We start from the raw sequence: 23,188 nt of genomic DNA on the forward strand, positions 1-23,188 counted from the left end.
TGGCGAGCGTCAAGCTTTGCGATTGTCCAGCGCGAAGGCGCCGGCACCGGCGAAGACCAGATAGAGGAAGATGAAGCAGAAGGAGATCGCCGCGTCGCCGCCATTGTTGGCCGGGAAGAAGCCGCGCGGGTAGTGCGCCATGAAATAGGCGATCGCCATTTCGCCGGCCAGCAGAAACGCGACCGGGCGAGTGAACAGGCCAAGCGCCAGCAGGATGCCGCCGGCGAATTCGAGGATGCCGGCGGCCGTCGTTAGCCCGGTGAGGACGTGAGGCTCGGCGCTGGCGGGGAAGTTGAACAGTTTCTGGCTGCCATGCTCGATGAACTGCAGCGCGGTCATGATGCGCAGCACGCCGAGCGCCTGCGGCTGGTATCTGGAGAGGCCTTCGAAAAGCTTCATCTGAAACTCCATTTTCACCCTCCCGGTCCGGCCATAGATTATGGTCCGGCGATGGACCATTCACTTCCCATGGCGCGCCATCAACAATCGGTGATTGGAAATGTTCTCCGGCATGCCCTTTCATATTGCTCTCGTCAGGGTTGCATTTATATCGCAATGGTTGTATTTGAGATGGACACTCTAAACCTGTGGGTTCCCTTGCCATGAAAAAAGTCGTCATCAGTCTATTCGCACTCCTTGCAGGCACTAGCTTCGCCATGGCCGAGGACGCCGGTTGCGAGGCCTTCAAGTGGCCTGTGACGCGGGAACAGGCGCTGTTTGCCGCGGCACCCGCAACGCCGGCTGGAGCGGAGCTGGCCGTGGGTGCTGCCGCGGACCTGGCGCTGGTTCCGGCGGAGAAAGCCGGTTTTACGTTGCCGCCCGAGCGCGCGCCGGCGGAGGGCACGTTCGGTGCCGTCGCCAGCGTGGACGTGCCGGCCGGAGGAGCCATTCAGATCAGCCTGTCGGGCGAGGCCTGGATCGATGTCATCCAGGACGGCAAGGCCATCAAGTCGGCGAGCTATAGCGGTGTGAAAACCTGCCCCGGCATCCGCAAGAGCGTACGCTTCAAGCTCACTGCCGGCCCGGCCACCGTCCAGTTCAGCGGCGCGAAAAAGGCCGAGCTGAAGGTCGCGGTGCTGACGCCGGAATAGGGCGGCACGCAGAGCAATGCGGCCTTTCATCGGTGGTGAGATGAAAGGCCGTCGCTTCGTGGTGGCGTTGTCTGTTTCCGTCAGCGCACCGGCGCCATCAGCGCGAAATGCGCGTCTTGCGGGTCCTGGCACTGCACGACGCAGCTGCCGCCGGGGACCTCCATCGGTCCCATCAGGATCTTGCCGCCATTGTCGGTGACGCGCTTTGCGGCCGCGTCAATGGCCGGAACGTTGAAATAGAACTGCCAGACCGGGACGGGGATCTGTTCAGGCTTGTTCATGATACCGCCACCGGATTCGGGGCCGGCGGTAAAGGTCTGGTAGGTGCCCATCGGGCCCATGTCGAAATCGCCGGCATCGACCCAGCCGAACTGGTCGGAATAGAAATCGAACGCCGCCTTCCAATCCGATGTGTACAGCTCGTGCCAGCCGATATGGCCGGGCGTGCTGGCCGGTACGACAGGCTGGTCGGGGCCGTTGGGCTGCAGGAACATGAAGGTCGCGCCTTGCGGGTCGGCGACGACGGCGAAGCGGCCGACGCCCGGGATGTCGTCGGGCTCGCGGTGGACGGCTCCGCCAGCCGCCTTCAAGGCTTTGGTCGACGCGTCCACATCCTTGGTGTGGATATAGCCGAGCCAGGCGGGCGGCATACCCATCTTGGCTGCGTCCTCTGGCATCGTCATCAGCCCGCCGACGCCACGCTCGCCGACATTCATGACGATGTAGCGCGGCATGCCGGGCGCTTTGTCGAAGGGCTGCGCCGTCCAGCCGACAACCTTGGTGTAGAAGGCTTCGGCGGCGTCGAGGTCTGAAGTCATCAGTTCGTACCAGAAGAAGGGCATTGGGGATTTCGGCATGGTCGGTCTCCTCACCGTTCGGCATCGATCGTTGTCCGATCCACCGCAGGACGATCCTGGCCACGCAAATCCGACAACCGCCCCGGACAATAATGCCTGCCCATGACATGCGTTCCCGGTTGCGTGCCCCTCGATTTTCGATTTCTCTACGGCAAGGGGGTTGTTCATGCGCCAGATGTCGCTCACGCCGGAGCTTGTCGCACTGTGCCACAGGGAAGAGGCCGATCCCGGCCCGGATCCGAGCTGGACGGAGCTGAAGGACGGGGATTTCCAGACGCTTGCATTGCGGCTGTCCGGCGAAGCGGACGAGGGGCCGCTGTGGGTGTTCGCCTACGGCTCGCTGATCTGGAAGCCGGAATTCGAATCGGTCGAGCAACGGCTCGCCACGGCCTTCGGCTGGCACCGCTCTTTCTGCCTCGACATGGTGCGCTGGCGCGGCAGCGCCGCGCAGCCGGGGCTGATGATGGCGCTCGAACGCGGCGGTCGCTGCAACGGCGTGATCTACCGTTTGCCGGAGGGTGAAAAGCCGGCGCAGATCGAAAGGCTGCTGCGCCGCGAGATCAGCGACCATGAGAGCGTCAGCTCGGTCAGGTGGCTGCCTGTGCATACGGCGCAAGGCGCGCTCCGCGCACTCGGTTTCTGGGTTGGCGTGAAGGGCAGGGGTACGTCGCTGGGCCAGCCGCTGGACAGAGTGGCGAGCATATTGGCCAGGGCCTGCGGCCATATCGGTTCCGGCGCCGAATATCTCTACAACACGGTCAGCCATCTCGAAGCGTTCGGCATCCATGATCGCAATCTGTGGCGGCTGCAGGAACTGGTGGCGGACGAGGTCCGGGCCCTCCACGGCCGGCCGGTCGACCAGGGCAGCGCACCCAGGCAAGAACAGCCGTCCACGGCATAACATGAGTGAAAAAATCATGTTTTTATCTAGCCTTTTCAGCAGCTTGTGCCAAAAATTGACCAATTGATAAAAAAATAAAACGTGCTAGCCTTCCCCAAAACGAAAACATGGGGAACTGACAATGCCAGAAGGCCAGTTCAAGGAAGGTATCGTCGGCGGCCGGCTTCCAGCCGAGCAGTATGCGGACAATTTTTCCGACCTGCATCCGCCGCTCGATCACCACGAGGCGCTGGTCGAATCCGACCGCTGCTATTTCTGCTACGACGCGCCGTGCATGAACGCGTGTCCGACCTCGATCGACATTCCGCTGTTCATCCGCCAGATCTCGACCGGCAATCCGATCGGCTCGGCCAAGACCATCTTCGATCAGAACATTTTGGGCGGCATGTGCGCCCGCGTCTGCCCGACCGAGACGCTGTGCGAAGAGGTCTGCGTGCGTGAGGTGGCGGAAGGCAAGCCGGTGCAGATCGGCCGCCTGCAGCGCTACGCCACCGATGTCGCGATGGCCGAGAACAAGCAGTTCTACGCGCGCCCGGAGCCGACCGGAAAGACCATTGCCGTGGTCGGCGCCGGCCCGGCCGGCCTTGCCGCTGCGCACCGGCTAGCCCGCCATGGCCATGACGTGACCATACTGGAGGCGCGGCCGAAGGCCGGCGGCCTCAACGAATACGGCATCGCCGCCTATAAGAGCGTCGACAATTTCGCCCAGGCCGAGGTCGACTATGTCACCGCGATCGGCGGCATCGACATCCAGAACGGCAAGGCGCTCGGCCGCGACTACCAGCTCTCCGACCTGATCCGCAACTACGATGCGGTGTTCCTCGGCATGGGGCTTGGCGGCGTCAACGCGCTGCGCGCCGATGGCGAGGATGCCGCCGGCATCACCAATGCGGTGGAGTTCATCGCCGAGCTGCGCCAGGCCAGCGATCTCGCCAGCCTGCCTGTCGGCCGCCGCGTCGTCGTCATCGGCGGCGGCATGACGGCGATCGACGCCGCCGTGCAGTCGAAGCTGCTCGGCGCCGAGGAGGTGACGATCTGCTACCGGCGCGGCCAGGAGCACATGAACGCCTCGGAGTTCGAGCAGGACCTGGCCGCCGCCAATGGCGTCACCATCCGCCATTGGCTGCAGCCGAAGCGGGTGATCACCGACGCCGGCCAGGTGTCGGGCATCGAACTCGAATACACGGCATTGAAGGGCGACAAGCTTGCCGGTACCGGCGAGACGCTGACGCTTGTCGCCGACCAGGTGTTCAAGGCGATCGGCCAGAGCTTTGTCCCGGCCGCGCTCAACGGCAGCGAGGCCTCGATCGAGCTCGAAGCCGGGCGTATAAAGGTCGATGGGGAAGGGCGCACCTCGCTGGCGAAAGTCTGGGCCGGCGGCGACTGCATCTTTGGCGGCGACGACCTGACCGTTTCGGCGGTCGCGCAGGGCCGTGACGCTGCCGAGTGCATGCACAGGAGTCTGACGCAGGGATAAGGATCATGGCCACGGTGGAACCGGGCATCGCCCGTCACTACGACATAGCGGGTCTCGAGCAGCGCATCCTTGCCGCGCTCGCCGATATCGGCGTGGACGTTGCCCATCTGCGCGCCGGCGATCTTGAGGCGGTCGACGAATTCCACATTGGCGGTATCGCCGCCACAAGGGAACTCATCGGGCAGATGGGTTTGAAGCCGGGAGCCGGGCTGCTCGATATCGGATCGGGGGTGGGCGGTCCCGCCCGTTTTGCCGCCAACGAAGCCGGCGCCGATGTCACCGGCATCGATCTCACGCAAAGCTATGTCGACATCGCGACCAGCCTGTCGAAGCGCGCGGGCATGGTCGACAGGACGCACTTCGTGCAAGGCAGTGCGCTGGACATGCCATTCGCCGATGCCAGCTTCGACGCGGCCATGATCCTGCATGTCGGCATGAACCTTCCCGACAAGAAAAAGCTGATGAGCGAGGCCGCGCGTGTGCTCAAGCCGGGCGGCGTCTTTGCCGTCTACGACGTGATGCGGCTCAAGGATGGCGCGCTGACCTATCCGCTGCCATGGGCATCGGATGAGAGCATGTCCTTCGTTGCCACGCCCGACGACTATCGCTCGGCTGCCACGGCTTCCGGCTTCTCCGTCGTCGCCGAGCGGCGGCGCGGTGCTTTCGCCGTCGAATTCTTCGCCGCGATACGTGCCCGGATGGCCGCCGCGCAAGCGGAAGGCAAGAAGCCGCCGCCCGGCGTCGGCCTCGTCATGGGCGAAGACGCCGGCACCAAGATCGCCAATGTCACCGCCGCGCTTGAAGGCGGCATTCTCGCACCCGTTGAACTGCTTCTTCGTCTCGGCTGAAAGGGACCTGTCATGGCAGACCTCCGCAACAATTTCGTCGGCATCAAATCGCCAAATCCGTTCTGGCTGGCCTCGGCACCGCCCACCGACAAGGCCTACAACGTCATCCGCGCCTTCAAGGCAGGCTGGGGTGGCGTGGTGTGGAAGACGCTGGGCGAGGAAGGCCCGCCGGTCGTCAACGTCAACGGCCCGCGCTATGGCGCGATCTGGGGCGCCGACCGGCGCCTGCTCGGCCTCAACAACATCGAGCTGATCACCGACCGCGACCTGCAGACCAACCTGCGCGAGATGAAGCAGGTCAAGATGGACTGGCCCGACCGCGCACTCGTCGCCTCGATCATGGTGCCTTGCGAAGAGGCAAGCTGGAAAGCCATCCTGCCGCTGGTCGAGGAGACCGGGGCCGACGGCATCGAGCTCAATTTCGGCTGCCCGCACGGCATGTCGGAACGCGGCATGGGCGCGGCCGTCGGCCAGGTGCCGGAATATATCGAAATGGTGGTGCGCTGGTGCAAGCAGTATACGCGCATGCCCGTCATCACCAAGCTGACGCCCAACATCACCGATATCCGCAAGCCCGCGCGGGCGGCACATGCCGGCGGCACCGACGCGGTGTCGCTGATCAACACCATCAATTCGATCACCGGTGTCGACCTCGACAGTTTCGCGCCGATGCCGACCATCGACGGCAAAGGCTCGCATGGCGGCTATTGCGGCCCGGCGGTGAAGCCCATCGCCATGAACATGGTGGCCGAAATCGCGCGCGATCCGGAGACACACGGCCTGCCGATCTCCGGCATTGGCGGCATCACCACCTGGCGCGACGCCGCTGAATTCATGGCGCTCGGCGCCGGCAACGTGCAGGTGTGCACAGCGGCGATGACCTACGGCTTCAAGATCGTGCAGGAGATGATCGCCGGTCTGGAAAACTGGATGGACGAGAAGGGCCACCGCTCGCTCGACGACATTATCGGCCGCGCCACGCCCAACGTCACCGATTGGCAGTATCTCAACCTCAACTATGTCGCCAAGGCGCATATCGACCAGGACGCCTGCATCAAGTGTGGCCGCTGCCACATCGCCTGCGAGGACACTTCGCACCAGGCCATCACCAGCGTGGTCAATGGCGTGAGACACTTCGAGGTGATCGAGGCCGAATGCGTCGGCTGCAATCTGTGCGTCAATGTCTGCCCGGTCGAGAACTGCATCTCCATGGAGCCGCTGGCTGCCGGCGTCATGGACCAGCGCACCGGCAAGCCGGTGTCGCCGATCTACGCCAACTGGACGACGCATCCGAACAATCCGATGGCCAAGGTGGCCGCGGAGTAGCCACAGACACGCAAAAACGGCGCCTTCGGGTGCCGTTTTTCTTTTTCCTATTGCGGATAACAATTATCCACGATAAATAGTATCCATGAATAGGAAATCGGCATCATGAAGCTGGGCGAGGGCGTTGAGGCGGCCATCCATTGCGCGGCCACGCTTGCGAGCGTCGAGGGCAACAGCACCATGCCGGGTGCTGCTCTCGCCGAGTGTTTCGGACTGTCGCCCAGCTATCTGCTGAAGCATCTCAACATGCTGGCCGCCGCCAGCATTCTTGAATCGGTGCCGGGGCCGGCTGGCGGCTACCGGCTGGCGCGGGCGGCCGAACGCATCACCCTGCTCGATATCGTGCTGGCCATAGAAGGGCGCGAACCCGCATTTCGCTGCGGCGAAATCCGCCGCAACGGGCCGGTCAAGATCGATGTCTCGGCCTATGTCAAACCCTGCGGCATCAATGCCGCGATGCTCAAGGCCGAGCGCGCCTATCGGGCCGCGCTTGCTGAAGTGAAGCTGTCCGACATCGTGGCGGACTACGCGGCGGAAGGCGATCCCAGATCCTTTGCCGCGAGCTGCGCCTTCGTGGCGCGCCACCAGCGGCCGCAGAAATCCAGTTCAACCCCGCCAAAGCAGATGTGAAAGGATATCAGATGAAACAGAGGATGCAGTTTTTCGCCAAGGCGCCGGAGATCATGAAGGCGGTATCGGCGCTCAACAAGGCGGTCGACGAATGCGGGCTGGAGGCCAGCCTGCTGCATCTGATCAAGCTCAGGGCCTCGCAGATCAATGGCTGTTCCTTCTGCGTCGAGATGCACAGCCGCGAGGCGCGGCGCGACGGCGAAACCGAGCAGCGGCTCTATCTCGTCGCGGCCTGGAAGGAATCGCCGCTGTTTTCCGAACGCGAGCGCGCCGCTTTCGCCTGGACCGAGGCGGTGACCCTGATCGCCAACAATGGTGTGTCGGATGAGCTCTATGCCCGCACGCTTGAGCATTTCTCGGAAGAGGAACTGGTCAAGCTGTCCGTCGCGCTCGGCATGATCAACACCTGGAACCGGCTGTGCATCCCGTTCCAGGCCATTCATCCGATGCCGGCCGCCAAGGCCGCCTGATCTTATCGCCATTGGAGCGCCGTCGATGAGGCGGCGCTCCGATTGTTTTCAAAGGGGGTGTTTTATGCCTGCCGATTTGCCATCGATCTTGTTGTTTCTAGGCCGCCTGTTGCTTGGCGGCGCCTTCGTCTTCGCCGGCCTGCGCAACATCCTGAACGCCGCTTTCCTGACCGGGCTGATGGCCGCGCGGGGCGTGCCGCAAGCGCGGCTGGCGCTGTGGGCCGGCATTGTGCTCCAGATCATCGCCGGTGTCCTGGTGATGGCCGGCCTGTGGACGGCACTCGCCTGCGCGGTGCTGGTGCTGTTCCTGATCGTCGCCACGCCGATGTTCCACAATTTCTGGGACCACCAGGGCCCGGATCGCGCGGCGCGCATCAACGGCTTCGTCGGCAATGTCGCGCTGGGCGGCGGTTTCCTGACGTTGATCGCGCAGACGCTCTGAGGGTCTAACTCAGGCCGCGAACCGCAACCCGCCATCGCAGGTCAGCACCTGCCCGGTCATGAAGCCGTTGGACACGAGGAAGGCAATCGCCGAGGCGACGTCCTCGGCGCGGCCGATGCGGCCCACAGGCGTCTTGCCGGCATATTCGGCAAAGACCGCCTGCCGCTGGTCGTCGGGCAAAAAGTCCCACCACGGCGTGTCGATGACGCCGGGCGCCACGACGTTGACGCGCAAGGGCTTCAGTTCGACCGCGAGGATCGGCGCCACGGTCAAGAGCATGCCGTTGATGGCGCCGATGCCGGCGACGCCAGGCATTGTGGCCTGAGCCGACACCGCGGATATGAAGGTGACCGAGCCCGATTTGTTCAGCGTCGGCAAGGCGGCCTGCAGGCAGGACAGTTGCGGCCGCACCTTCTCTTCGACGCCGCTGCCGAGATCGGCAAGGTCAAGCGTCTCGAACGGGCCAAGGCCCTTGCCGCCGCTGGCCGCCAAGACGAGGTGGTCGAACGGGCCGAGGCGCTCGAAGAACTGGCGGACCTCGTCCGGCTTCGACGCATCGAACGCGGCCTTGTCGGCGGCGCCGCCGAGGCTCTTCCAGGCGCCGATGAGCTTGTCCTGGTTGCGCCCGGTGATCGTCACCTTCATGCCTGGGCCGAGCAGTTTTCGCGCGGTCGCCAGGCCGATGCCGGATGAGCCGCCGATGATGACTGTGTGTTCGGTTCTGTTGGTCATGAGTGCTGTTCCCTGGATTTTGAGGAGGCCGGGCCGACAAGGTCGAGGCTCAGCTTTCGCAATTGTTGCCGTGCCCTGGCGTCATAGGCCTGGGCATCTGCGCGGGCTTCGCGCAGTCCGTCGAAATAGAGGCCGCTGCGGCCTTCGAGCGCGGGAGCGGCGGCGAGGTTGACGATGGCTTCGGCGCCGGTCTCTACCGAACTCCATGGCGTCACGCCGGCCTGCCGGACCATGGTGGTGTTCATGTAGCTTGCTGGGTGCAGCGCGTTGACGGTGACGCCGGTGCCTTTCAGCTCTTCCGCCAGATCGACGGTGAACAGGATTTGCGCCAGCTTGCTCTGGCAATAGGCGCGCACGCCGCTATAGCCGTGGGTGAGCATCACGTCGCCGAAATCGATCGCTTGCTGGCCGGCCGAGGCGACGTTGACGATGCGCGCCGGAGCGCTGGCCTTCAGCAGCGGCAGAAGCTCCGAGGTCAGCAGGAAACCGGCGAGATAGTTGACGGCGAAGCGCAGTTCGTAGCCATCGGCACTGACCTGCCGTTTGGCGCCTGCCGTGCCGATGCCGGCATTGTTGATGAGGATATCGAGCCGGTTCGTCCGGGCACGTACCGCCTCGGCGAGGTGGCGAATTTCGGCCAGCGAAGCAAGGTCGGCCGCGAGGAATTCGGCCTTGCCGCCGGCGACTTCGATCTCGGCGACCGCTGCCTTGCCGCGCGCCGCGTCGCGGCCATGCGCCAGCACCCGGGCGCCGGCGGCACCCAGCCGTTGCGCGACGACGCGGCCGACGCCGTCGGTCGAGCCGGTGATGAGGATTGTCTTGTCTTTCAGGTCCATGTCCAGAGCCTCCTGTCTGCTGCTCTGAACGCAAGATGGGACGTCTGGCCGATCTCAAACAGTTCAAACTTTATCCTGGTATCAATACTGCTATAATAAGAAGCATGGATGCTCCCTCCCATTCCGCTGAAGACAGCCGCCGGCGCGAGCTTGGGGCTTTCCTGCGCTCGCGGCGCGAAAGGCTGACACCCTCGGCGACCGGCATCTCGACCGGCCTCAGGCGTCGCACGCCGGGCCTGCGCCGCGAAGAGGTGGCGATGATCGCCGGCGTCGGCACCACCTGGTACACCTGGCTGGAACAGGGCAGGGACGTGCGCCCGTCCGTGGAGGTGCTGACGGCGTTAAGCGAGGCGCTGCGCCTCGACGCCGTCGAGAGGCGGCACCTGTTCATCCTTGCCGGGCGTCAGCAGCCGGAGCGCCGCATCGCCGCGCCGGAAAAGGCCGATGGTCCCTTGCTGCACATGTTGCAAAGCCTCGTCCTGCAACCCGCCTACGTCGTTGGCCGACGCTGGGACGTGCTGGCCTGGAATGACGCGGCCGTGGCGGTGTTCGGCGACTATGGCCTTCTCGAGGGTGACGCCCGCAACATCGTCCACATGGTGTTCACCAGCCCGCACCACCGCCGTTTGCTGGTCGACTGGGAAGAACTCGCCCGCGTGGTGCTCGCGTCGTTTCGCGCGGAGAGCGCCAAATATGTCGGTGATCCCGATTTCGACCGGCTGATCGCGCTTATGATGCGCTCGAGCCCCGAGTTCCGTGACTGGTGGCCCCTGAGGGACGTGGCACGAAGACTGACCGGGCTGAAGCACCTGCGGCACCCCGTTGCGGGTGCGATGACATTCGAGCATATGAGCCTGTCGATCGACGATGGTTCTGACATGAGGCTGGTCGTCTACACGCCGCTCGCCGAGCAGAACTCGATTGCCAAGCTGCAATCCTTGCTGGACGCGCTTCCGGCCGAGCGGCGTAGCGCCTGAGCCGGCGGGGGTCAGCCCTTCGGCTTCAGCCCATCCAGGAACAACTGCTCCAGGAATCTTGCCGCGTCCTCGAAGCGCCCGTCGCCGCCACGGTTCGGTCCCAGCACGGCGCGCACCTGGACGTCGAAATCGGCGTAGTGCTGCGTCGTCGCCCAGATCGAGAAGATCAGGTGCCAGGGGTCGGTGCGGGCGATCTTGCCGGCGCGCATCCAGCCCTTGATGACGGTGGCCTTCTCGTCGACCAGCGTCTTCAGATCGCCAGCCAGCAGCGGCATGATGCGCGGCGCGCCTTGCAGGATTTCGTTGGCGAACAGCCGGCTCTCGCGCGGGAAATCGCGCGCCATTTCGAGCTTTCGCCTGATGTAGCTCCTGAGCTCGGTCAGGGGATCGCCGATGTCGTCGAGTTCGCGCAGCGGCGCAAGCCAGGTGTCGAGCAGGCGCAGCATCAAGGTCTCGTGAATGTCCTCCTTGCGGCGGAAGTAATAGAGCAGGTTCGGTTTCGACATGCCGGCGGCTTCGGCGATCTGGTCGATGGTCGAGCCGCGGAAGCCATGGGTGGAGAACACTTCGAGCGCGGCCTCGAGGATGAGTTCGCGCTTTTCCTGCTGGATGCGGGTGCGGCGAGGGACTTCCGTGCCGGTGTTCACCGTTGCGAACCCTCATGTTGGCGGTCATCTGGACCAATTCTCTGGACCAGTTTTTCCCTAGGCTGTGGAACGCACTTCAGGAGCCGCATTTCCGCTAGTAATCCCTTGACCGCCGACAGGGCGGTGCTAACGTTTGTCCAATCGGTCAAAAATTTGCGTAGCATGAAAACGGCGCAAAGACCAAGCGTTGGACGCACCGAAACAGGTTACAAGGGGAAGTCTTGGTCATGTCCAACCGGCTGAAAGTCACGCCGAACGATCTCAGTGCATTCTGGATGCCGTTCACGGCAAACCGGCAGTTCAAGCAGGCGCCACGCATGTTCGTGTCCGCCAAGGACATGCACTACACGACCAGCGATGGCCGCAAGGTGCTCGACGGCACCGCCGGTCTGTGGTGCGTCAACGCCGGCCACTGCCGGCCGAAGATCACCGAAGCGATCCAGCACCAGGCCGCCGAACTCGACTACGCGCCGGCCTTCCAGATGGGCCATCCCATCGTGTTCGAGCTGGCCAACCGCCTGGTCGACATCGCGCCCAAGGGCATGGACCATGTCTTCTTCACCAATTCGGGTTCGGAATCGGTCGAGACGGCGCTGAAGATGGCGATCGCCTATCATCGCATGAAGGGCGAGGGTGCCCGTACCCGTCTGATCGGCCGCGAACGCGGCTATCACGGCGTCAATTTCGGCGGCATCTCGGTCGGCGGCATCGTCTCCAACCGCAAGATGTTCGGCACGCTGCTCGGCGGCGTCGACCATATGCCGCATACGCATCTGCCGGAAAAGAACGCCTTCTCGAAGGGTGTGCCGGAATATGGCGCGGAGCTTGCCAACGAACTGGAGCGCATCGTTACCCTGCATGACGCCTCGACCATCGCGGCGGTCATCGTCGAGCCGGTCGCCGGCTCCACCGGCGTCATCCTGCCGCCCAAGGGCTATCTGCAGAAGCTGCGTGAAATCTGCACCAAGCACGGCATCCTTTTGATCTTCGACGAGGTCATCACCGGCTTCGGCCGTCTCGGCGCGCCGTTCGCGGCCGACTATTTCGGCGTCACGCCCGACATCATGACCACGGCCAAGGGCGTCTCCAACGGCGTCATCCCGATGGGCGCGGTGTTCGTGAAGAAGGAAATCCACGACGCCTTCATGACTGGTCCCGAGCATATGATTGAGTTCTTCCACGGCTACACCTATTCGGGCAATCCGATCGCCTGCGCCGCGGCCTTGGGCACCCTCGACACCTACAAGGAAGAGGGCCTGCTCACCCGTGGCGAGGAACTGGCGCCCTATTGGGAGGACGCGCTGCACTCGCTGAAAGGCGAGCCGCATGTCATCGACATCCGCAACATCGGCCTGATCGGCGCGATCGAACTGGCGCCGATCGCCGGCAGCCCGACCAAGCGGGCCTTCTCGGCCTTCGTCAAGGCGTTCGAGCGCGGCGCGCTGATCCGCACCACCGGCGACATCATCGCGCTGTCGCCGCCGCTGATCATCACCAAGGGCCAGATCAACGAACTGATCGACCATGTGCGTGAAGTGCTAAGGTCGATCGACTAGCCTAGTCTATAGTCGGACGGCGTTGGGAACCGCCGTCCGATTTTTGAATGAAATGGAAGGACCTTGAATGGCCGCACCCGGCGAGAATCTGCGAATCAATTCAGACCGTTTGTGGGATTCGATAATGGAAATGGCGAAGATCGGCCCTGGCATTGCCGGCGGCAACAATCGCCAGACCGTGACCGACGAAGACGGCGAGGGCCGGCATCTGTTCAAGCGCTGGTGCGATGACGCCGGGCTCGAAATGGGTGTCGACGAGATGGGCACGATGTTTGCCCGCCGCGAAGGCAGCGACCCCAGCCTGCCGCCGGTCTATGTCGGCAGCCATCTCGATACGCAGCCGACCGGCGGCAAATATGATGGCGTGCTGGGCGTCCTCGGCGGCCTGGAGATCGTGCGCTCGCTCAACGATCTCGGCATCAAGACGAAACACCCGATCGTCGTCACCAACTGGACCAACGAGGAAGGCGCGCGCTTTGCCCCGGCGATGATGGCGTCGGGCGTATTCGCCGGCGTGCTCGACCAGGCAGACGTCTATGAGCACACGGACAAGAACGGCAAGAAATTCGGCGAGGAACTGGAGCGCATCGGCTGGAAGGGCACCGAGAAGGTCGGCGATCGCAAGATCCACGCCTTCTTCGAACTGCATATCGAACAGGGGCCGATCCTCGAGGACGAAGACATCGACATTGGCGTCGTCACCCATGGCCAGGGCCTGAAATGGCTGCAGGTGACGCTGACCGGCAAGGAAGCCCATACCGGCTCGACGCCGATGCCGAAGCGCCGCAATGCCGGTCTCGGCATGGCGCGCGTGATCGAACTGGTGCATGAGATCGCCATGGACTACCAGCCGGATGCCGTCGGCGCGGTCGGCCACATGGAAGCCTATCCCAATTCGCGCAACATCATCGCCGGCCGCACCGTCTTCACCATCGACATCCGCTCGCCCGAGAAGGAAGTGCTCGACGCCATGGATGCGCGCGTCCGCGAAGGCATCGACACGATCTGCGAGGCGCTCGACATCCAGTACAAGGTCGAGCAGGTCGGCCATTTCGATCCGGTCACCTTCGATGCCGGCTGCGTGAAGGCCATCCGCGATGCCGCCGATCGGCTCGGCTATACGCACCGCAACATCGTCTCCGGTGCAGGCCACGACGCCTGCTGGATCAACCGCGTCGCGCCGACCGCCATGGTGATGTGCCCGTGCGTCGACGGGTTGTCGCACAACGAGGCCGAGGAAATCACCAAGGAATGGGCCGGCGCCGGCGCCGACGTCCTGTTCCACGCGGTGGTGGAGACCGCCGTCATCGTGGAGTGAGCCTAGAGATTCCAAACGCCGCTCGCAAAGAAGCGCGAAGAGAACAAGGGAACAAGAAAATGACCAAAGTCATCAAGAACGGCACCGTCGTCACCGCCGACCGAACGTGGAAGGCGGATGTGCTAGTCAAGCACGGCAAGATCGTCGCCATAGGCTCCGACCTGCATGGCGACCATGAGTACGACGCCACCGGCTGCTATGTCATGCCGGGCGGCATCGACCCGCACACCCATCTCGAAATGCCGTTCATGGGCACCTATTCGGCCGACGATTTCGAATCCGGCACGCGGGCAGCCCTTGCCGGCGGCACCACCATGGTGGTCGATTTCTGCCTGCCGGCGCCGCAGCAGTCACTGCTCGAAGCCTTGCAGATGTGGGACAACAAGACGTCGAAAGCTGCCTGCGACTATTCCTTCCACATGGCGGTCACCTGGTGGGGCAAGCAGGTGTTCGACGAGATGGCCACCGTCGTCGACAAGGGCATCACCTCGTTCAAGCACTTCATGGCCTACAAGGGCGCGCTGATGGTGGACGACGACGAGATGTATGCGTCGTTCCAGCGCTGCGCCGACCTTGGCGCGCTGCCGCTGGTGCATGCCGAGAATGGCGACGTGGTTGCCGCACTTTCGCAGAAACTGCTCGCCGCCGGCAACAATGGCCCGGAGGGCCATGCCTATTCGCGGCCGCCGGAAGTGGAAGGCGAGGCGACAAATCGCGCCATCATGATCGCCGACATGGCCGGCGTGCCGCTCTATGTCGTGCATGTCTCCTGCGAGCAGGCGCATGAGGCCATTCGGCGGGCGCGCCAGAAAGGCATGCGCGTGTTCGGCGAGCCGCTGATCCAGCATCTGACGCTGGACGAGAGCGAGTATTTCGACAAGGACTGGGACCATGCGGCGCGCCGCGTGATGAGCCCGCCCTTCCGCAACAGACTTCACCAGGATTCGCTGTGGGCAGGCCTGCAGGCCGGGTCGCTGCAGGTGGTGGCGACCGACCATTGCGCCTTCACCACCAAGCAGAAGCGCTTCGGCGTCGGCGATTTCACCAAGATCCCCAACGGCACAGGCGGCCTCGAAGACCGTTTGCCGGTGCTGTGGACCAAGGGCGTCAACACCGGGCGGCTGACGATGAACGAGTTCGTCGCTGTGACCTCGACCAACATCGCCAAGATCCTCAACATGTATCCGAAGAAGGGCGCCATCGTCGAAGGGGCTGATGCCGACATCATCGTCTGGGATCCGAAGCGCAAGAAGACGATTTCGGCCAAGAAGCAGCAGTCGGTGATCGACTACAATGTGTTTGAGGGCGTCGAGGTGACCGGCCTGCCGCGCTTCGTCTTCTCGCGCGGCGAATTGTCGATCGAGGAGGCCGAGGTGAAGGCAAAGCCCGGCCACGGCCAGTTCGTCGGCCGCGAGCCGAACGCCGCGGTCAACCGGGCCCTGTCGACGTGGAAAGAGATCACAGCGCCGCGCAAGGTGGAACGCACGGGCATCCCGGCGACGGGGGTTTAGGCTTGGCGCGTTCGGCCGCGCTCATCGCGATGGTCTTGGCGGCGCTTGCCGGTGGCCCGGCGACCGCGGCTGGCGTGCTGGCTGGCTCCTGGGGCAATGATGTCGGCTGTGCCGGCATCAAGGCCGGTTACCAGAACAGTGATGCCTATATCCTGTTGACCGCGGAAGGCATCGAGACCTATGGCAGCGGTTGCCGGTTCGAGCAGCAATTGACCCCGGTGCCGGGTCCGCAATCGCTGCGTTCGACCTGTTCCGCCGAAGGCGAGGCGGGAACGGCGATCGAAACAATCGTGGTCACCAACGAGGGTGCGGATGGCTTCTTCGTCACCATTCCCGGTCTTGAGGAACTGGGGCCGCTGCGGTCATGTTCGTGATGTTATGAGCACTGGGATCTGGGGGATGAGCATGCGCGGTTTCGGTTTGTCTGTTGCGATGACGCTCGTGCTGGCGGCGGGACAAGCTTCCGCGGCAAGCATTGATCTGTCGGAACCCTATGGCGACAAATATGGCTGCATCAACCGCAATGGCCAGGAAGTCGCCGCCGACAAGATGCTGCTTTTGACCGACAAGGAATTGATTACCGCCGCCAGCGCCTGCACATTCACGAAGACGCAAGCGCAGGCTGACGGATCGCTGGTGGTGACGGCGACATGCGAGGCGGAAGGCGAAGAGGGACAGGAGCCGACCAATTTCACCATCAAGCGCAGCGCCAAGAACACCAGGAAGCTGACGATCACGGATGCGGACGGCAATGTGATGGGGGAAGTCTCGCGGTGCAAATGACGGCGATCCCGTCGAGCTCAGGCGACCAGCGCATCCAGTTCCGGCAGCAGGACGACACTCTCCTGTTCGTTTGGGTCGGTGCGCGCAATGACGGCCGAGGACGGGGCGTTACTCAGATTGGCCGGCAGGTGCGGCACGCCGGCCGGAATGTAGAAGAGGTCGCCGGCCTTGACGACGATGTGGTGTTCGAGCCGGTCGCCATACCAGGTATGGACCTCGCCGGAGAGCACGTAGATCGCCGTTTCATGGTTCTCGTGCAGATGCGCCTTGGCACGGGCGCCGGGCGGCATGGTGAGCACGTGCATGCAGATGCCGGAGGAGCCGACCGACTCCGTGGCGATGCCGGAGAAATAGGTCAGTCCCTGCTTGCCTTCATAAGTGCTTTCAGGGCGGATAAGATGACAAGTGGGTTTGGGCGACATCGGGGAAACTCCGGGCGTCGATTTGCGTGGAACAGGGCCAATGGGACAGGGCGAGTGGAAAACAACATCGCGATAAAAGCAATCGGATTCCGGCCGACGCCCCTTTGGCGGGAACAGGCAGGCAGCGGCCGATGACAGGGATTTCGCCAGCCGTTGTCGCGGCAAGCAAACTTGGCCTCACCTTCCAGACCAATGACGGCCCCGTCCAGGCACTGTCCAATGTCGACCTGACGATCGGCAAGGGGGAGTTCGTCTCCTTCATCGGACCGTCGGGCTGCGGCAAGACCACGCTGCTGCGCGTCATCGCCGATCTGGAGAAACCGACATCAGGCACGATCTCGGTCAACGGCATGACGGCGGAGCAGGCGCGCGGGAAACGCGCCTATGGCTATGTCTTCCAGGCAGCCGCCCTGTTTCCGTGGCGCACCATCGAGCGCAATGTCGCGCTGCCGCTGGAGATCATGGGCCTGTCGAAGGCGGAGCAGGCGGAACGCATCAAGCGCACGCTCGATCTCGTCAACCTCTCGGGCTTCGAGAAGAAATACCCCTGGCAGCTTTCCGGCGGCATGCAGCAGCGCGCCTCGATCGCCCGAGCGCTGGCCTTCGACGCCGACCTGCTGCTAATGGACGAACCGTTCGGCGCGCTGGACGAGATCGTGCGCGACCACCTCAACGAGCAATTGCTGGAGTTGTGGGGGCGGACCAACAAGACCATCTGCTTCGTCACCCACTCCATTCCGGAAGCGGTCTATCTGTCGACGCGCATCGTCGTCATGTCGCCGCGCCCGGGCCGCGTCAGCGATGTCATCGAATCGACGCTGCCCAAGGAGCGGCCGCTCGACATCCGCGAGACGCCGGAGTTTTTGGCGATAGCTGCCCGCGTGCGCGATGGGTTGAGGGCAGGGCACAGCTATGATGATTGAGCGGCCTGGCAAGCAAGCGGCCCCCTACGCTTTCGTCATCCTAGGGCGGAGCAGGCGCGAAGCAGCCTGCGTAGACCCTAGGATCCATGCCGTGACGTCGGTCGGAGAGCGCAAACGGCTGAGAATACCCGCCAAGCAGCGCGAGACGCAGGCAGCCATGTTCCGCACCGCTGCGGAGCGTCGAGGTAACGGCATGGATCCTAGGGTCTGCGCCGCGTCGCTTCGCTCCTTGCTCCGCCCTAGGATGACGAAGAGAACGAACGTCGCGGCAGCGAAAACGAAGGCACCCGGCCTTCGCTTCGCTCCGGCCACCCTCTCCCCGGCGGGGAGAGGAGAAGGGCAGTTCTAGATGGATAGCTTCCGCGACAAGCTCGTCCCCGTGACCTCCATCCTCGCCGGCGTCGTCGTGCTCTGGTATGTCTTCGCCGTCATCCTCAATGCGCCGTTCCAGCGCGATCTCGACACCCGGGCCAACGAAACGCCCGGCGCCGTCGAGTTCATCGGCAAGACGCTGGCGCAGCCGAAGCCGACGCTGCCGGCGCCGCATCAGGTGGCGGTGAACTTCTTCGAGAACACGTTTCTGCGGCCCATCACCTCGAGCCGCAGCCTCGTCTACAATGCCTGGGTGACGCTGTCGTCGACGCTGCTCGGCTTTGCCTTCGGCACCGCGCTCGGCATCATCATCGCCGTCGGCATCGTGCATGTGGCGACGCTCGACCGCAGCCTGATGCCGTGGATCATCGCCTCGCAGACCATTCCGATCCTGGCGGTGGCGCCGATGATCATTGTTGTGTTGGCGGCGATCGGCATCACCGGGCTGATCCCGAAGGCGATGATCTCGACCTATCTGTCGTTCTTCCCGGTGACGGTCGGCATGGTGAAGGGGCTGCGCTCGCCCGAGATCATGCATCTCGACCTGATGCACACCTACAATGCCAGTGCCTCGCAGACCTTCTGGAAGCTGCGCGTGCCGGCCTCGGTGCCGTTCCTGTTCACCTCGATGAAGGTGGCGGTGGCGGCAAGCCTGGTCGGTGCCATCGTCGGCGAACTGCCAACCGGTGCTGTCGCCGGCATCGGCGCCAAGCTGCTTGCCGGCGCCTATTACAGCCAGTCCATCGACATCTGGTCGGCGCTGGTCGCCGGTTCGATCGTGGCGGCACTGCTGGTCATGGTGGTCGGCATTGCCGGGCGCATCGTCGATCGCGCCATGGGCGGGAGGCCGGCATGAACTGGCTGAAACCTTCGTGGCAAGCCGTGCTGGCGATCGTGTTGTGCGTGATCGCAATCGCGCTCGGCGCGATGTCGAAGCCGGAAGCGGCAGCGCTCGCGGACCCGACCGCCAGCATCAGCTATCCCTATCTCGGAACCAAGGGCCTGATGCTCGGCCTGGTGATCGTGGCGGCGCTGGTTTCGATGCTCAGGATTCCTTCGCTTGTGGAGGCCGTCGTGTTGTTTGTCGGCGCCCATCTCGTTGCCTGGCTGCTGATCTCGGGCATTGCGGGGTTCGAGGGCACGGCATTGGCGCCGTACTTCCTGCTGCTTACCGCCGCTTGGCTCCTTGGCTGGCGCTGCGTGGCGGTGCTGTCGGGGCTTCGCCCGATGGCGAACTCGGCCCGCAACGCGCTGCGCCTGGTCATCCCCGCCATCTTCGGCGCCTGGATCCTGATCATCTGGGAAGCGGTGACGCGCGGCGCCGGCATCCCCTTCATCCTGTTGCCGCCGCCAAGCGCCATCGGCGCGCGCATCGCCGGTTCGCTTCCGGTGCTCGGCGCCGATGTGCGCCAGACCATCTTCAAGGCGGTGATCTTCGGCTATGTCGTCGGCAGCGGCGCCGGCTTCATCACCGCCATCCTCGCCGACCGCGTGCCGTTCCTGCGGCGTGGGCTTTTGCCGATCGGCAACATGGTCTCGGCGCTGCCGATCATCGGCGTGGCGCCCATCATGGTCATGTGGTTCGGCTTCGACTGGCAGTCCAAGGCGGCGGTCGTCATCATCATGACGTTCTTCCCGATGCTGGTGAACACGGTCGCCGGGCTCGCCGCATCAGGCCATATGGAGCGCGACCTGATGCGCACCTACGCGTCGGGCTATTGGCCGACACTGATCAAGCTCAGGCTGCCGGCCGCCGCTCCCTTCATCTTCAACGCGCTGAAGATCAACTCGACGCTGGCGCTGATCGGCGCCATCGTCGCCGAGTTCTTTGGCACGCCCGTCGTCGGCATGGGCTTCCGCATCTCGACCGAGGTCGGGCGGATGAACATCGACATGGTCTGGGCCGAAATCGCAGTTGCAGCACTTGCGGGTTCGGTCTTTTATGGCGTGGTCGCTCTTGTCGAAAGAGCCGTCACGTTTTGGCATCCCTCTGTCCGTGGTGGATAGGGGCGGTGGGTTTAAGGGTGCTAACTTCAGAGGGTAAAAACATGAAAAGACTTGTCATTCCAGTTCTGGCCGGCGCGATGTCGCTCGCCGCCTTCCAGGCAATGGCCGCCGACAAGGTGACGTTGCAGCTGAAATGGGTCACGCAGGCCCAGTTTGCGGGCTACTATGTCGCCAAGGCCAAGGGTTTCTATGAAGCAGAAGGCCTCGACGTCGACATCAAGCCGGGTGGCCCCGATATCGCGCCCGAGCAGGTGATCGCCGGCGGCGGCGCCGATGTCATCGTCGACTGGATGGGCGGTGCGCTCGCCGCGCGCGAAAAGGGCGTGCCGCTGGTCAACATCGCCCAGCCCTTCAAGAAGGCCGGCATGGAGCTGGTCTGCCCGAAGGACGGGCCGATCAAGACCGAGGCCGACTTCAAGGGCCATACGCTGGGCGTCTGGTTCTTCGGCAATGAATATCCGTTCTATGCCTGGATGAACAAGCTCGGCCTCAAGACCGATGGCGGCAAGGACGGCGTCACCGTCCTCAAGCAGAGCTTTGACGTGCAGCCGCTGATCCAGAAGCAGGCGGATTGCATCTCGGTCATGACCTACAACGAGTACTGGCAGCTGATCGACGCCGGCTACAAGCCGGAACAGCTGACCGTTTTCAACTATTCGGCGATGGGCAACGACCTGCTCGAGGACGGGCTCTATGCGTCGGAAGACAAGCTCAAGGATCCGGCTTTCGCAGACAAGATGGTGCGTTTCGTGCGCGCCTCGATGAAGGGCTGGAAATACGCCGTCGACAACAATGATGAGGCGGCAGGCATCGTCATGGATGGCGGCGGCCAGGACGAGAACCACCAGAAGCGCATGATGAGCGAAGTCGCCAAGCTGATCGACAATGCCGACGGCAAGCTCGATCCGGCGACCTACGAGCGCACCGCCAAGGCGCTGCTCGACCAGAAGATCATCACCAAGGAGCCGAAAGGCGCCTACACGACCGCGATCACCGACAAGGCGATCAAGTAACCCTGCAGAGCGTGATCCCGCAAAGGTCATGCTCAAATGTAAAATGGAGCGGCGCCCTCAGAGGCGCCGTTCCTTTATGGTGTTCATGACGAAGCTGGTCTCGATCGAGGCGACGCATTTCAGCCGCGCGATCTTTTCCTTGATGAAGCGCTCGTACTGTTCGAGGCTGCCGGTCACCACCTTCAGCACATAGTCGCGCGAACCGGTGACAAGGTGGCATTCCAGCACCTCTTCCCAGCCGCGGATCGCCTCTTCGAACATGACGATCTCGTCCTCGTTCTGCCGGCTGAGCCGAATTGTGGCGATGGCGACCATACTCCAGCCGAAGACGGCGGGATCGACCAGCGTGGTGTAACCCTTGATCACACCCGTCTCCTCCAGCCGCCGCACGCGCCTCAGGCAAGGCGATGGCGACAGGCCGATGCGCTCGGCGAGGTCGTTGTTGGTGATGCGGGCGTCGGCCCGCAGTTCGCGCAGAATCCTGAGGTCGAAATCATCGGCTATCTTCTGCTGCATTTTTGCTCTCTTTAGGCAGTTTGTTGCCGGCATGCAGCCATGTGAGCCCGAGAATAGCAAGGACTGGCTGATCGGGATCGCATAAATTGCGGGGCGACATCCCTCGAAAGCAGGAAAAGCCATGACCGCGCCACGCCCGTCGAAAACCCATATCGGCAACCACAAGCTCCATCCGGAGACGCTGATGCTGAGCTATGGTTTCGATCCGCAGCTGTCGGAAGGCGCGGTCAAGCCACCGGTGTTCCTGACCTCGACCTTCGTGTTCAAATCGGCGGAAGAGGGGCGCGACTTCTTCGACTACACGTCCGGCCGCAAGGAACCGCCGAGCGGCACGGCGTCGGGTCTCGTCTATTCGCGCTTCAACCATCCCAACAGCGAGATCGTCGAGGACCGGCTAGCGATCTATGAAGGGACGGACGCCTGTATCCTGTTTTCCTCCGGCATGTCGGCGATCGCGACGACACTGCTCGCCTATGCCCGTCCGGGCGATGTCATCCTGCATTCGCAGCCGCTCTATGGCGGCACCGAGACGCTTTTGACGCGCACGCTGTCCGGCTTCGGCATCGGCGCCGTCGGTTTCGCCGATGGTGTCGACGAGAAGGCGGTTCGGGCAGCCGCCGATGCCGCGGTGGCGAAAAGGCGTGTTTCAGTCATCCTGATCGAGACGCCGTCCAATCCGACCAACAGCCTGGTCGATATCGCGCTGATGCGGACGATCGCTGATGAGATTGGGGCGAGCCAAGGGTCAACACCGATCATCGTCTGCGACAACACGCTGCTCGGCCCGGTGTTTCAGCGGCCGATCGAGCATGGGGCCGATGTCTCCGTCTATTCGCTGACCAAATATGTCGGCGGCCATTCCGACCTGATCGCGGGTGCGGCCATGGGCAGCAAGGCGGTCACTAAGCCGATCAAGGCGCTGCGCGGCGCGATCGGCACGCAACTCGACCCGCATTCCTGCTGGATGCTCGGCCGTTCGCTGGAGACACTGTCGATCCGCATGGAGCGGGCCAACGACAATGCGCGCCTGGTCGCCGAATTCCTGCGCGATCATGCCAAGGTCGAGAAGGTGCATTATCTGCCGTTCCTGGGCGAGGATACGCCGGCGGGGCGCGCCTATGTGAGGCAATGCAGCGGCGCCGGCTCGACTTTCTCCTTCAACATCAAAGGTGGAGAGAAGGCGGCTTTCGCGTTTCTCAACGCCCTGCAGATCTTCAAGCTGGCGGTAAGTCTCGGCGGCACCGAGTCGCTCGCCAGCCATCCGGCCGCCATGACCCATTCCGGCATTCCCTTGGACGTGCGCCAGCGCATCGGTGTGCTGGAGAACACGGTCAGGCTGTCGATCGGTGTCGAGCATCCGGACGATCTGATCGCGGACCTGACGCAGGCGCTGGCGTCGGTCTGATTTCTCTCTCGGGACGCCGGAAGGGGCGGCCGATCGCCCTTTCTTCACAAATTCGTGTTCAGGGAAACATTGCGTCGCCCAGCCGTTGCAGTTGAGGCATGCGCGCGCCGGGGGAGCAGCGACGCATG

At 63.6% G+C, this 23,188-nt stretch carries 26 protein-coding genes; 19 read left to right on the forward strand and 7 right to left on the reverse strand.

Annotation, left to right across the window (positions count from 1 at the left end):
• Nucleotides 1-9: 9 nt before the first annotated feature.
• A complete protein-coding gene (locus CK227_RS18390) occupies nucleotides 10-399 on the reverse strand; it encodes a DoxX family protein (protein ID WP_095774028.1) in 390 nt (129 codons plus the stop codon).
• Between the two features lie 188 nt (nucleotides 400-587).
• Between CK227_RS18390 and CK227_RS18395 the strand changes: the two genes are divergently transcribed.
• Entirely contained in the window at nucleotides 588-1,091 is a 504-nt protein-coding gene (locus tag CK227_RS18395; protein ID WP_142877799.1) for a hypothetical protein, read from the forward strand.
• Between the two features lie 80 nt (nucleotides 1,092-1,171).
• Here CK227_RS18395 and CK227_RS18400 read toward each other — a convergent pair whose 3' ends face one another.
• A complete protein-coding gene (locus CK227_RS18400) occupies nucleotides 1,172-1,948 on the reverse strand; it encodes a VOC family protein (protein ID WP_095773880.1) in 777 nt (258 codons plus the stop codon).
• 166 nt (nucleotides 1,949-2,114) lie between these two features.
• On the opposite strand from CK227_RS18400, the gene CK227_RS18405 reads away from it, so the two are divergent.
• The 7 genes from CK227_RS18405 (at nucleotide 2,115) to CK227_RS18435 (ending at nucleotide 8,042) form a co-directional block, all read left to right on the forward strand.
• Nucleotides 2,115-2,849: a gamma-glutamylcyclotransferase gene (locus CK227_RS18405; RefSeq protein WP_095774029.1), complete on the forward strand. Its 735-nt coding sequence runs from the start codon at nucleotides 2,115-2,117 to the stop codon at nucleotides 2,847-2,849.
• 121 nt (nucleotides 2,850-2,970) lie between these two features.
• Nucleotides 2,971-4,326, forward strand: coding sequence for an NAD(P)-dependent oxidoreductase (locus tag CK227_RS18410; RefSeq protein ID WP_095773881.1), 1,356 nt, complete (start codon nucleotides 2,971-2,973; stop codon nucleotides 4,324-4,326).
• Nucleotides 4,327-4,331: 5 nt separating this feature from the next.
• Nucleotides 4,332-5,174, forward strand: coding sequence for a methyltransferase domain-containing protein (locus tag CK227_RS18415; RefSeq protein WP_095773882.1), 843 nt, complete (start codon nucleotides 4,332-4,334; stop codon nucleotides 5,172-5,174).
• A gap of 12 nt (nucleotides 5,175-5,186) precedes the next feature.
• Nucleotides 5,187-6,500 (forward strand): NAD-dependent dihydropyrimidine dehydrogenase subunit PreA, encoded by a 1,314-nt coding sequence (gene preA / locus CK227_RS18420; RefSeq protein WP_095773883.1) that lies wholly within the window; start codon nucleotides 5,187-5,189, stop codon nucleotides 6,498-6,500.
• 105 nt (nucleotides 6,501-6,605) lie between these two features.
• A complete protein-coding gene (locus CK227_RS18425) occupies nucleotides 6,606-7,130 on the forward strand; it encodes an Rrf2 family transcriptional regulator (protein WP_095773884.1) in 525 nt (174 codons plus the stop codon).
• Nucleotides 7,131-7,141: 11 nt separating this feature from the next.
• Nucleotides 7,142-7,600, forward strand: a complete 459-nt coding sequence (locus CK227_RS18430) for a carboxymuconolactone decarboxylase family protein (protein ID WP_095773885.1) — start codon at nucleotides 7,142-7,144, stop codon at nucleotides 7,598-7,600.
• Nucleotides 7,601-7,664: 64 nt separating this feature from the next.
• Nucleotides 7,665-8,042, forward strand: coding sequence for a DoxX family protein (locus tag CK227_RS18435; protein ID WP_095773886.1), 378 nt, complete (start codon nucleotides 7,665-7,667; stop codon nucleotides 8,040-8,042).
• A gap of 9 nt (nucleotides 8,043-8,051) precedes the next feature.
• On the opposite strand, the gene CK227_RS18440 is transcribed toward CK227_RS18435, so the two are convergent.
• Nucleotides 8,052-8,774 carry an SDR family oxidoreductase gene (locus CK227_RS18440; RefSeq protein ID WP_095773887.1) on the reverse strand — a complete coding sequence of 241 codons (723 nt, stop codon included), beginning with the start codon at nucleotides 8,772-8,774 and terminating at the stop codon, nucleotides 8,052-8,054.
• Nucleotides 8,771-9,610, reverse strand: coding sequence for an SDR family oxidoreductase (locus CK227_RS18445; RefSeq protein WP_095773888.1), 840 nt, complete (start codon nucleotides 9,608-9,610; stop codon nucleotides 8,771-8,773). The genes CK227_RS18440 and CK227_RS18445 overlap by 4 nt, the downstream gene beginning before the upstream one ends.
• A 104-nt stretch (nucleotides 9,611-9,714) precedes the next feature.
• On the opposite strand from CK227_RS18445, the gene CK227_RS18450 reads away from it, so the two are divergent.
• A complete protein-coding gene (locus tag CK227_RS18450) occupies nucleotides 9,715-10,587 on the forward strand; it encodes a helix-turn-helix transcriptional regulator (RefSeq protein WP_095773889.1) in 873 nt (290 codons plus the stop codon).
• A gap of 11 nt (nucleotides 10,588-10,598) precedes the next feature.
• On the opposite strand, the gene CK227_RS18455 is transcribed toward CK227_RS18450, so the two are convergent.
• Nucleotides 10,599-11,234, reverse strand: coding sequence for a TetR family transcriptional regulator C-terminal domain-containing protein (locus CK227_RS18455; RefSeq protein WP_095773890.1), 636 nt, complete (start codon nucleotides 11,232-11,234; stop codon nucleotides 10,599-10,601).
• Nucleotides 11,235-11,461: 227 nt separating this feature from the next.
• Here CK227_RS18455 and CK227_RS18460 point away from each other — a divergent pair, with 227 nt between their 5' ends.
• From CK227_RS18460 to CK227_RS18480, 5 genes are all read left to right on the forward strand, one after another.
• Nucleotides 11,462-12,790: an aspartate aminotransferase family protein gene (locus CK227_RS18460; RefSeq protein ID WP_095773891.1), complete on the forward strand. Its 1,329-nt coding sequence runs from the start codon at nucleotides 11,462-11,464 to the stop codon at nucleotides 12,788-12,790.
• A gap of 67 nt (nucleotides 12,791-12,857) precedes the next feature.
• Nucleotides 12,858-14,108: a Zn-dependent hydrolase gene (locus tag CK227_RS18465; RefSeq protein WP_095773892.1), complete on the forward strand. Its 1,251-nt coding sequence runs from the start codon at nucleotides 12,858-12,860 to the stop codon at nucleotides 14,106-14,108.
• 59 nt (nucleotides 14,109-14,167) lie between these two features.
• Entirely contained in the window at nucleotides 14,168-15,619 is a 1,452-nt protein-coding gene (hydA, locus tag CK227_RS18470) for a dihydropyrimidinase (protein WP_095773893.1), read from the forward strand.
• Between the two features lie 2 nt (nucleotides 15,620-15,621).
• On the forward strand, nucleotides 15,622-15,993 hold the full coding sequence (locus CK227_RS18475; RefSeq protein WP_095773894.1) for a hypothetical protein: 372 nt from the start codon (nucleotides 15,622-15,624) through the stop codon (nucleotides 15,991-15,993).
• A 31-nt stretch (nucleotides 15,994-16,024) separates the two neighbouring features.
• A complete protein-coding gene (locus CK227_RS18480; RefSeq protein WP_245318176.1) occupies nucleotides 16,025-16,402 on the forward strand; it encodes a hypothetical protein in 378 nt (125 codons plus the stop codon).
• 17 nt (nucleotides 16,403-16,419) lie between these two features.
• Here CK227_RS18480 and CK227_RS18485 read toward each other — a convergent pair whose 3' ends face one another.
• Complete coding sequence (locus tag CK227_RS18485; RefSeq protein ID WP_095773896.1) at nucleotides 16,420-16,824, reverse strand: cupin domain-containing protein; 405 nt, start codon at nucleotides 16,822-16,824, stop codon at nucleotides 16,420-16,422.
• 131 nt (nucleotides 16,825-16,955) lie between these two features.
• Here CK227_RS18485 and CK227_RS18490 point away from each other — a divergent pair, with 131 nt between their 5' ends.
• The 4 genes from CK227_RS18490 (at nucleotide 16,956) to CK227_RS18510 (ending at nucleotide 21,139) form a co-directional block, all read left to right on the forward strand.
• Nucleotides 16,956-17,747: an ABC transporter ATP-binding protein gene (locus CK227_RS18490; RefSeq protein ID WP_095773897.1), complete on the forward strand. Its 792-nt coding sequence runs from the start codon at nucleotides 16,956-16,958 to the stop codon at nucleotides 17,745-17,747.
• Nucleotides 17,748-18,096: 349 nt separating this feature from the next.
• Entirely contained in the window at nucleotides 18,097-18,975 is an 879-nt protein-coding gene (locus CK227_RS18500; RefSeq protein WP_095773899.1) for an ABC transporter permease, read from the forward strand.
• A complete protein-coding gene (locus CK227_RS18505) occupies nucleotides 18,972-20,126 on the forward strand; it encodes an ABC transporter permease (protein WP_095773900.1) in 1,155 nt (384 codons plus the stop codon). Before CK227_RS18500 ends, CK227_RS18505 begins: the two co-directional genes overlap by 4 nt.
• A 41-nt stretch (nucleotides 20,127-20,167) precedes the next feature.
• Nucleotides 20,168-21,139, forward strand: coding sequence for an ABC transporter substrate-binding protein (locus CK227_RS18510; protein WP_019859152.1), 972 nt, complete (start codon nucleotides 20,168-20,170; stop codon nucleotides 21,137-21,139).
• A gap of 57 nt (nucleotides 21,140-21,196) precedes the next feature.
• On the opposite strand, the gene CK227_RS18515 is transcribed toward CK227_RS18510, so the two are convergent.
• The gene (locus tag CK227_RS18515; protein WP_095773901.1) at nucleotides 21,197-21,655 is read right to left on the reverse strand and encodes an Lrp/AsnC family transcriptional regulator; all 459 of its coding nucleotides are present in this window, start codon (nucleotides 21,653-21,655) and stop codon (nucleotides 21,197-21,199) included.
• Nucleotides 21,656-21,776: 121 nt separating this feature from the next.
• Here CK227_RS18515 and CK227_RS18520 point away from each other — a divergent pair, with 121 nt between their 5' ends.
• The gene (locus CK227_RS18520) at nucleotides 21,777-23,060 is read left to right on the forward strand and encodes a cystathionine gamma-synthase family protein (protein WP_095773902.1); all 1,284 of its coding nucleotides are present in this window, start codon (nucleotides 21,777-21,779) and stop codon (nucleotides 23,058-23,060) included.
• Nucleotides 23,061-23,188 lie beyond the last annotated feature (128 nt).

The sequence above is a fragment of the Mesorhizobium sp. WSM4308 genome, assembly GCF_002294905.1.
Lineage (GTDB): Bacteria > Pseudomonadota > Alphaproteobacteria > Rhizobiales > Rhizobiaceae > Mesorhizobium.

Bases quoted from the DNA above. Each gene is read 5' to 3' on its own strand.
- CK227_RS18440 (WP_095773887.1), bottom strand. From the start codon at position 8,774: ATGACCAACAGAACCGAACACACAGTCATCATCGGCGGCTCATCCGGC.
- CK227_RS18430 (WP_095773885.1), top strand. From the start codon at position 7,142: ATGAAACAGAGGATGCAGTTTTTCGCCAAGGCGCCGGAGATCATGAAG.
- CK227_RS18415 (WP_095773882.1), top strand. From the start codon at position 4,332: ATGGCCACGGTGGAACCGGGCATCGCCCGTCACTACGACATAGCGGGT.
- CK227_RS18480 (WP_245318176.1), top strand. From the start codon at position 16,025: ATGCGCGGTTTCGGTTTGTCTGTTGCGATGACGCTCGTGCTGGCGGCG.
- CK227_RS18505 (WP_095773900.1), top strand. From the start codon at position 18,972: ATGAACTGGCTGAAACCTTCGTGGCAAGCCGTGCTGGCGATCGTGTTG.
- CK227_RS18485 (WP_095773896.1), bottom strand. From the start codon at position 16,824: ATGTCGCCCAAACCCACTTGTCATCTTATCCGCCCTGAAAGCACTTAT.
- CK227_RS18405 (WP_095774029.1), top strand. From the start codon at position 2,115: ATGCGCCAGATGTCGCTCACGCCGGAGCTTGTCGCACTGTGCCACAGG.
- CK227_RS18445 (WP_095773888.1), bottom strand. From the start codon at position 9,610: ATGGACCTGAAAGACAAGACAATCCTCATCACCGGCTCGACCGACGGC.
- CK227_RS18520 (WP_095773902.1), top strand. From the start codon at position 21,777: ATGACCGCGCCACGCCCGTCGAAAACCCATATCGGCAACCACAAGCTC.
- CK227_RS18510 (WP_019859152.1), top strand. From the start codon at position 20,168: ATGAAAAGACTTGTCATTCCAGTTCTGGCCGGCGCGATGTCGCTCGCC.
- hydA (WP_095773893.1), top strand. From the start codon at position 14,168: ATGACCAAAGTCATCAAGAACGGCACCGTCGTCACCGCCGACCGAACG.
- CK227_RS18515 (WP_095773901.1), bottom strand. From the start codon at position 21,655: ATGCAGCAGAAGATAGCCGATGATTTCGACCTCAGGATTCTGCGCGAA.
- CK227_RS18390 (WP_095774028.1), bottom strand. From the start codon at position 399: ATGAAGCTTTTCGAAGGCCTCTCCAGATACCAGCCGCAGGCGCTCGGC.
- CK227_RS18450 (WP_095773889.1), top strand. From the start codon at position 9,715: ATGGATGCTCCCTCCCATTCCGCTGAAGACAGCCGCCGGCGCGAGCTT.
- CK227_RS18490 (WP_095773897.1), top strand. From the start codon at position 16,956: ATGACAGGGATTTCGCCAGCCGTTGTCGCGGCAAGCAAACTTGGCCTC.
- preA (WP_095773883.1), top strand. From the start codon at position 5,187: ATGGCAGACCTCCGCAACAATTTCGTCGGCATCAAATCGCCAAATCCG.
- CK227_RS18410 (WP_095773881.1), top strand. From the start codon at position 2,971: ATGCCAGAAGGCCAGTTCAAGGAAGGTATCGTCGGCGGCCGGCTTCCA.
- CK227_RS18425 (WP_095773884.1), top strand. From the start codon at position 6,606: ATGAAGCTGGGCGAGGGCGTTGAGGCGGCCATCCATTGCGCGGCCACG.
- CK227_RS18400 (WP_095773880.1), bottom strand. From the start codon at position 1,948: ATGCCGAAATCCCCAATGCCCTTCTTCTGGTACGAACTGATGACTTCA.
- CK227_RS18435 (WP_095773886.1), top strand. From the start codon at position 7,665: ATGCCTGCCGATTTGCCATCGATCTTGTTGTTTCTAGGCCGCCTGTTG.
- CK227_RS18460 (WP_095773891.1), top strand. From the start codon at position 11,462: ATGTCCAACCGGCTGAAAGTCACGCCGAACGATCTCAGTGCATTCTGG.
- CK227_RS18465 (WP_095773892.1), top strand. From the start codon at position 12,858: ATGGCCGCACCCGGCGAGAATCTGCGAATCAATTCAGACCGTTTGTGG.
- CK227_RS18500 (WP_095773899.1), top strand. From the start codon at position 18,097: ATGGATAGCTTCCGCGACAAGCTCGTCCCCGTGACCTCCATCCTCGCC.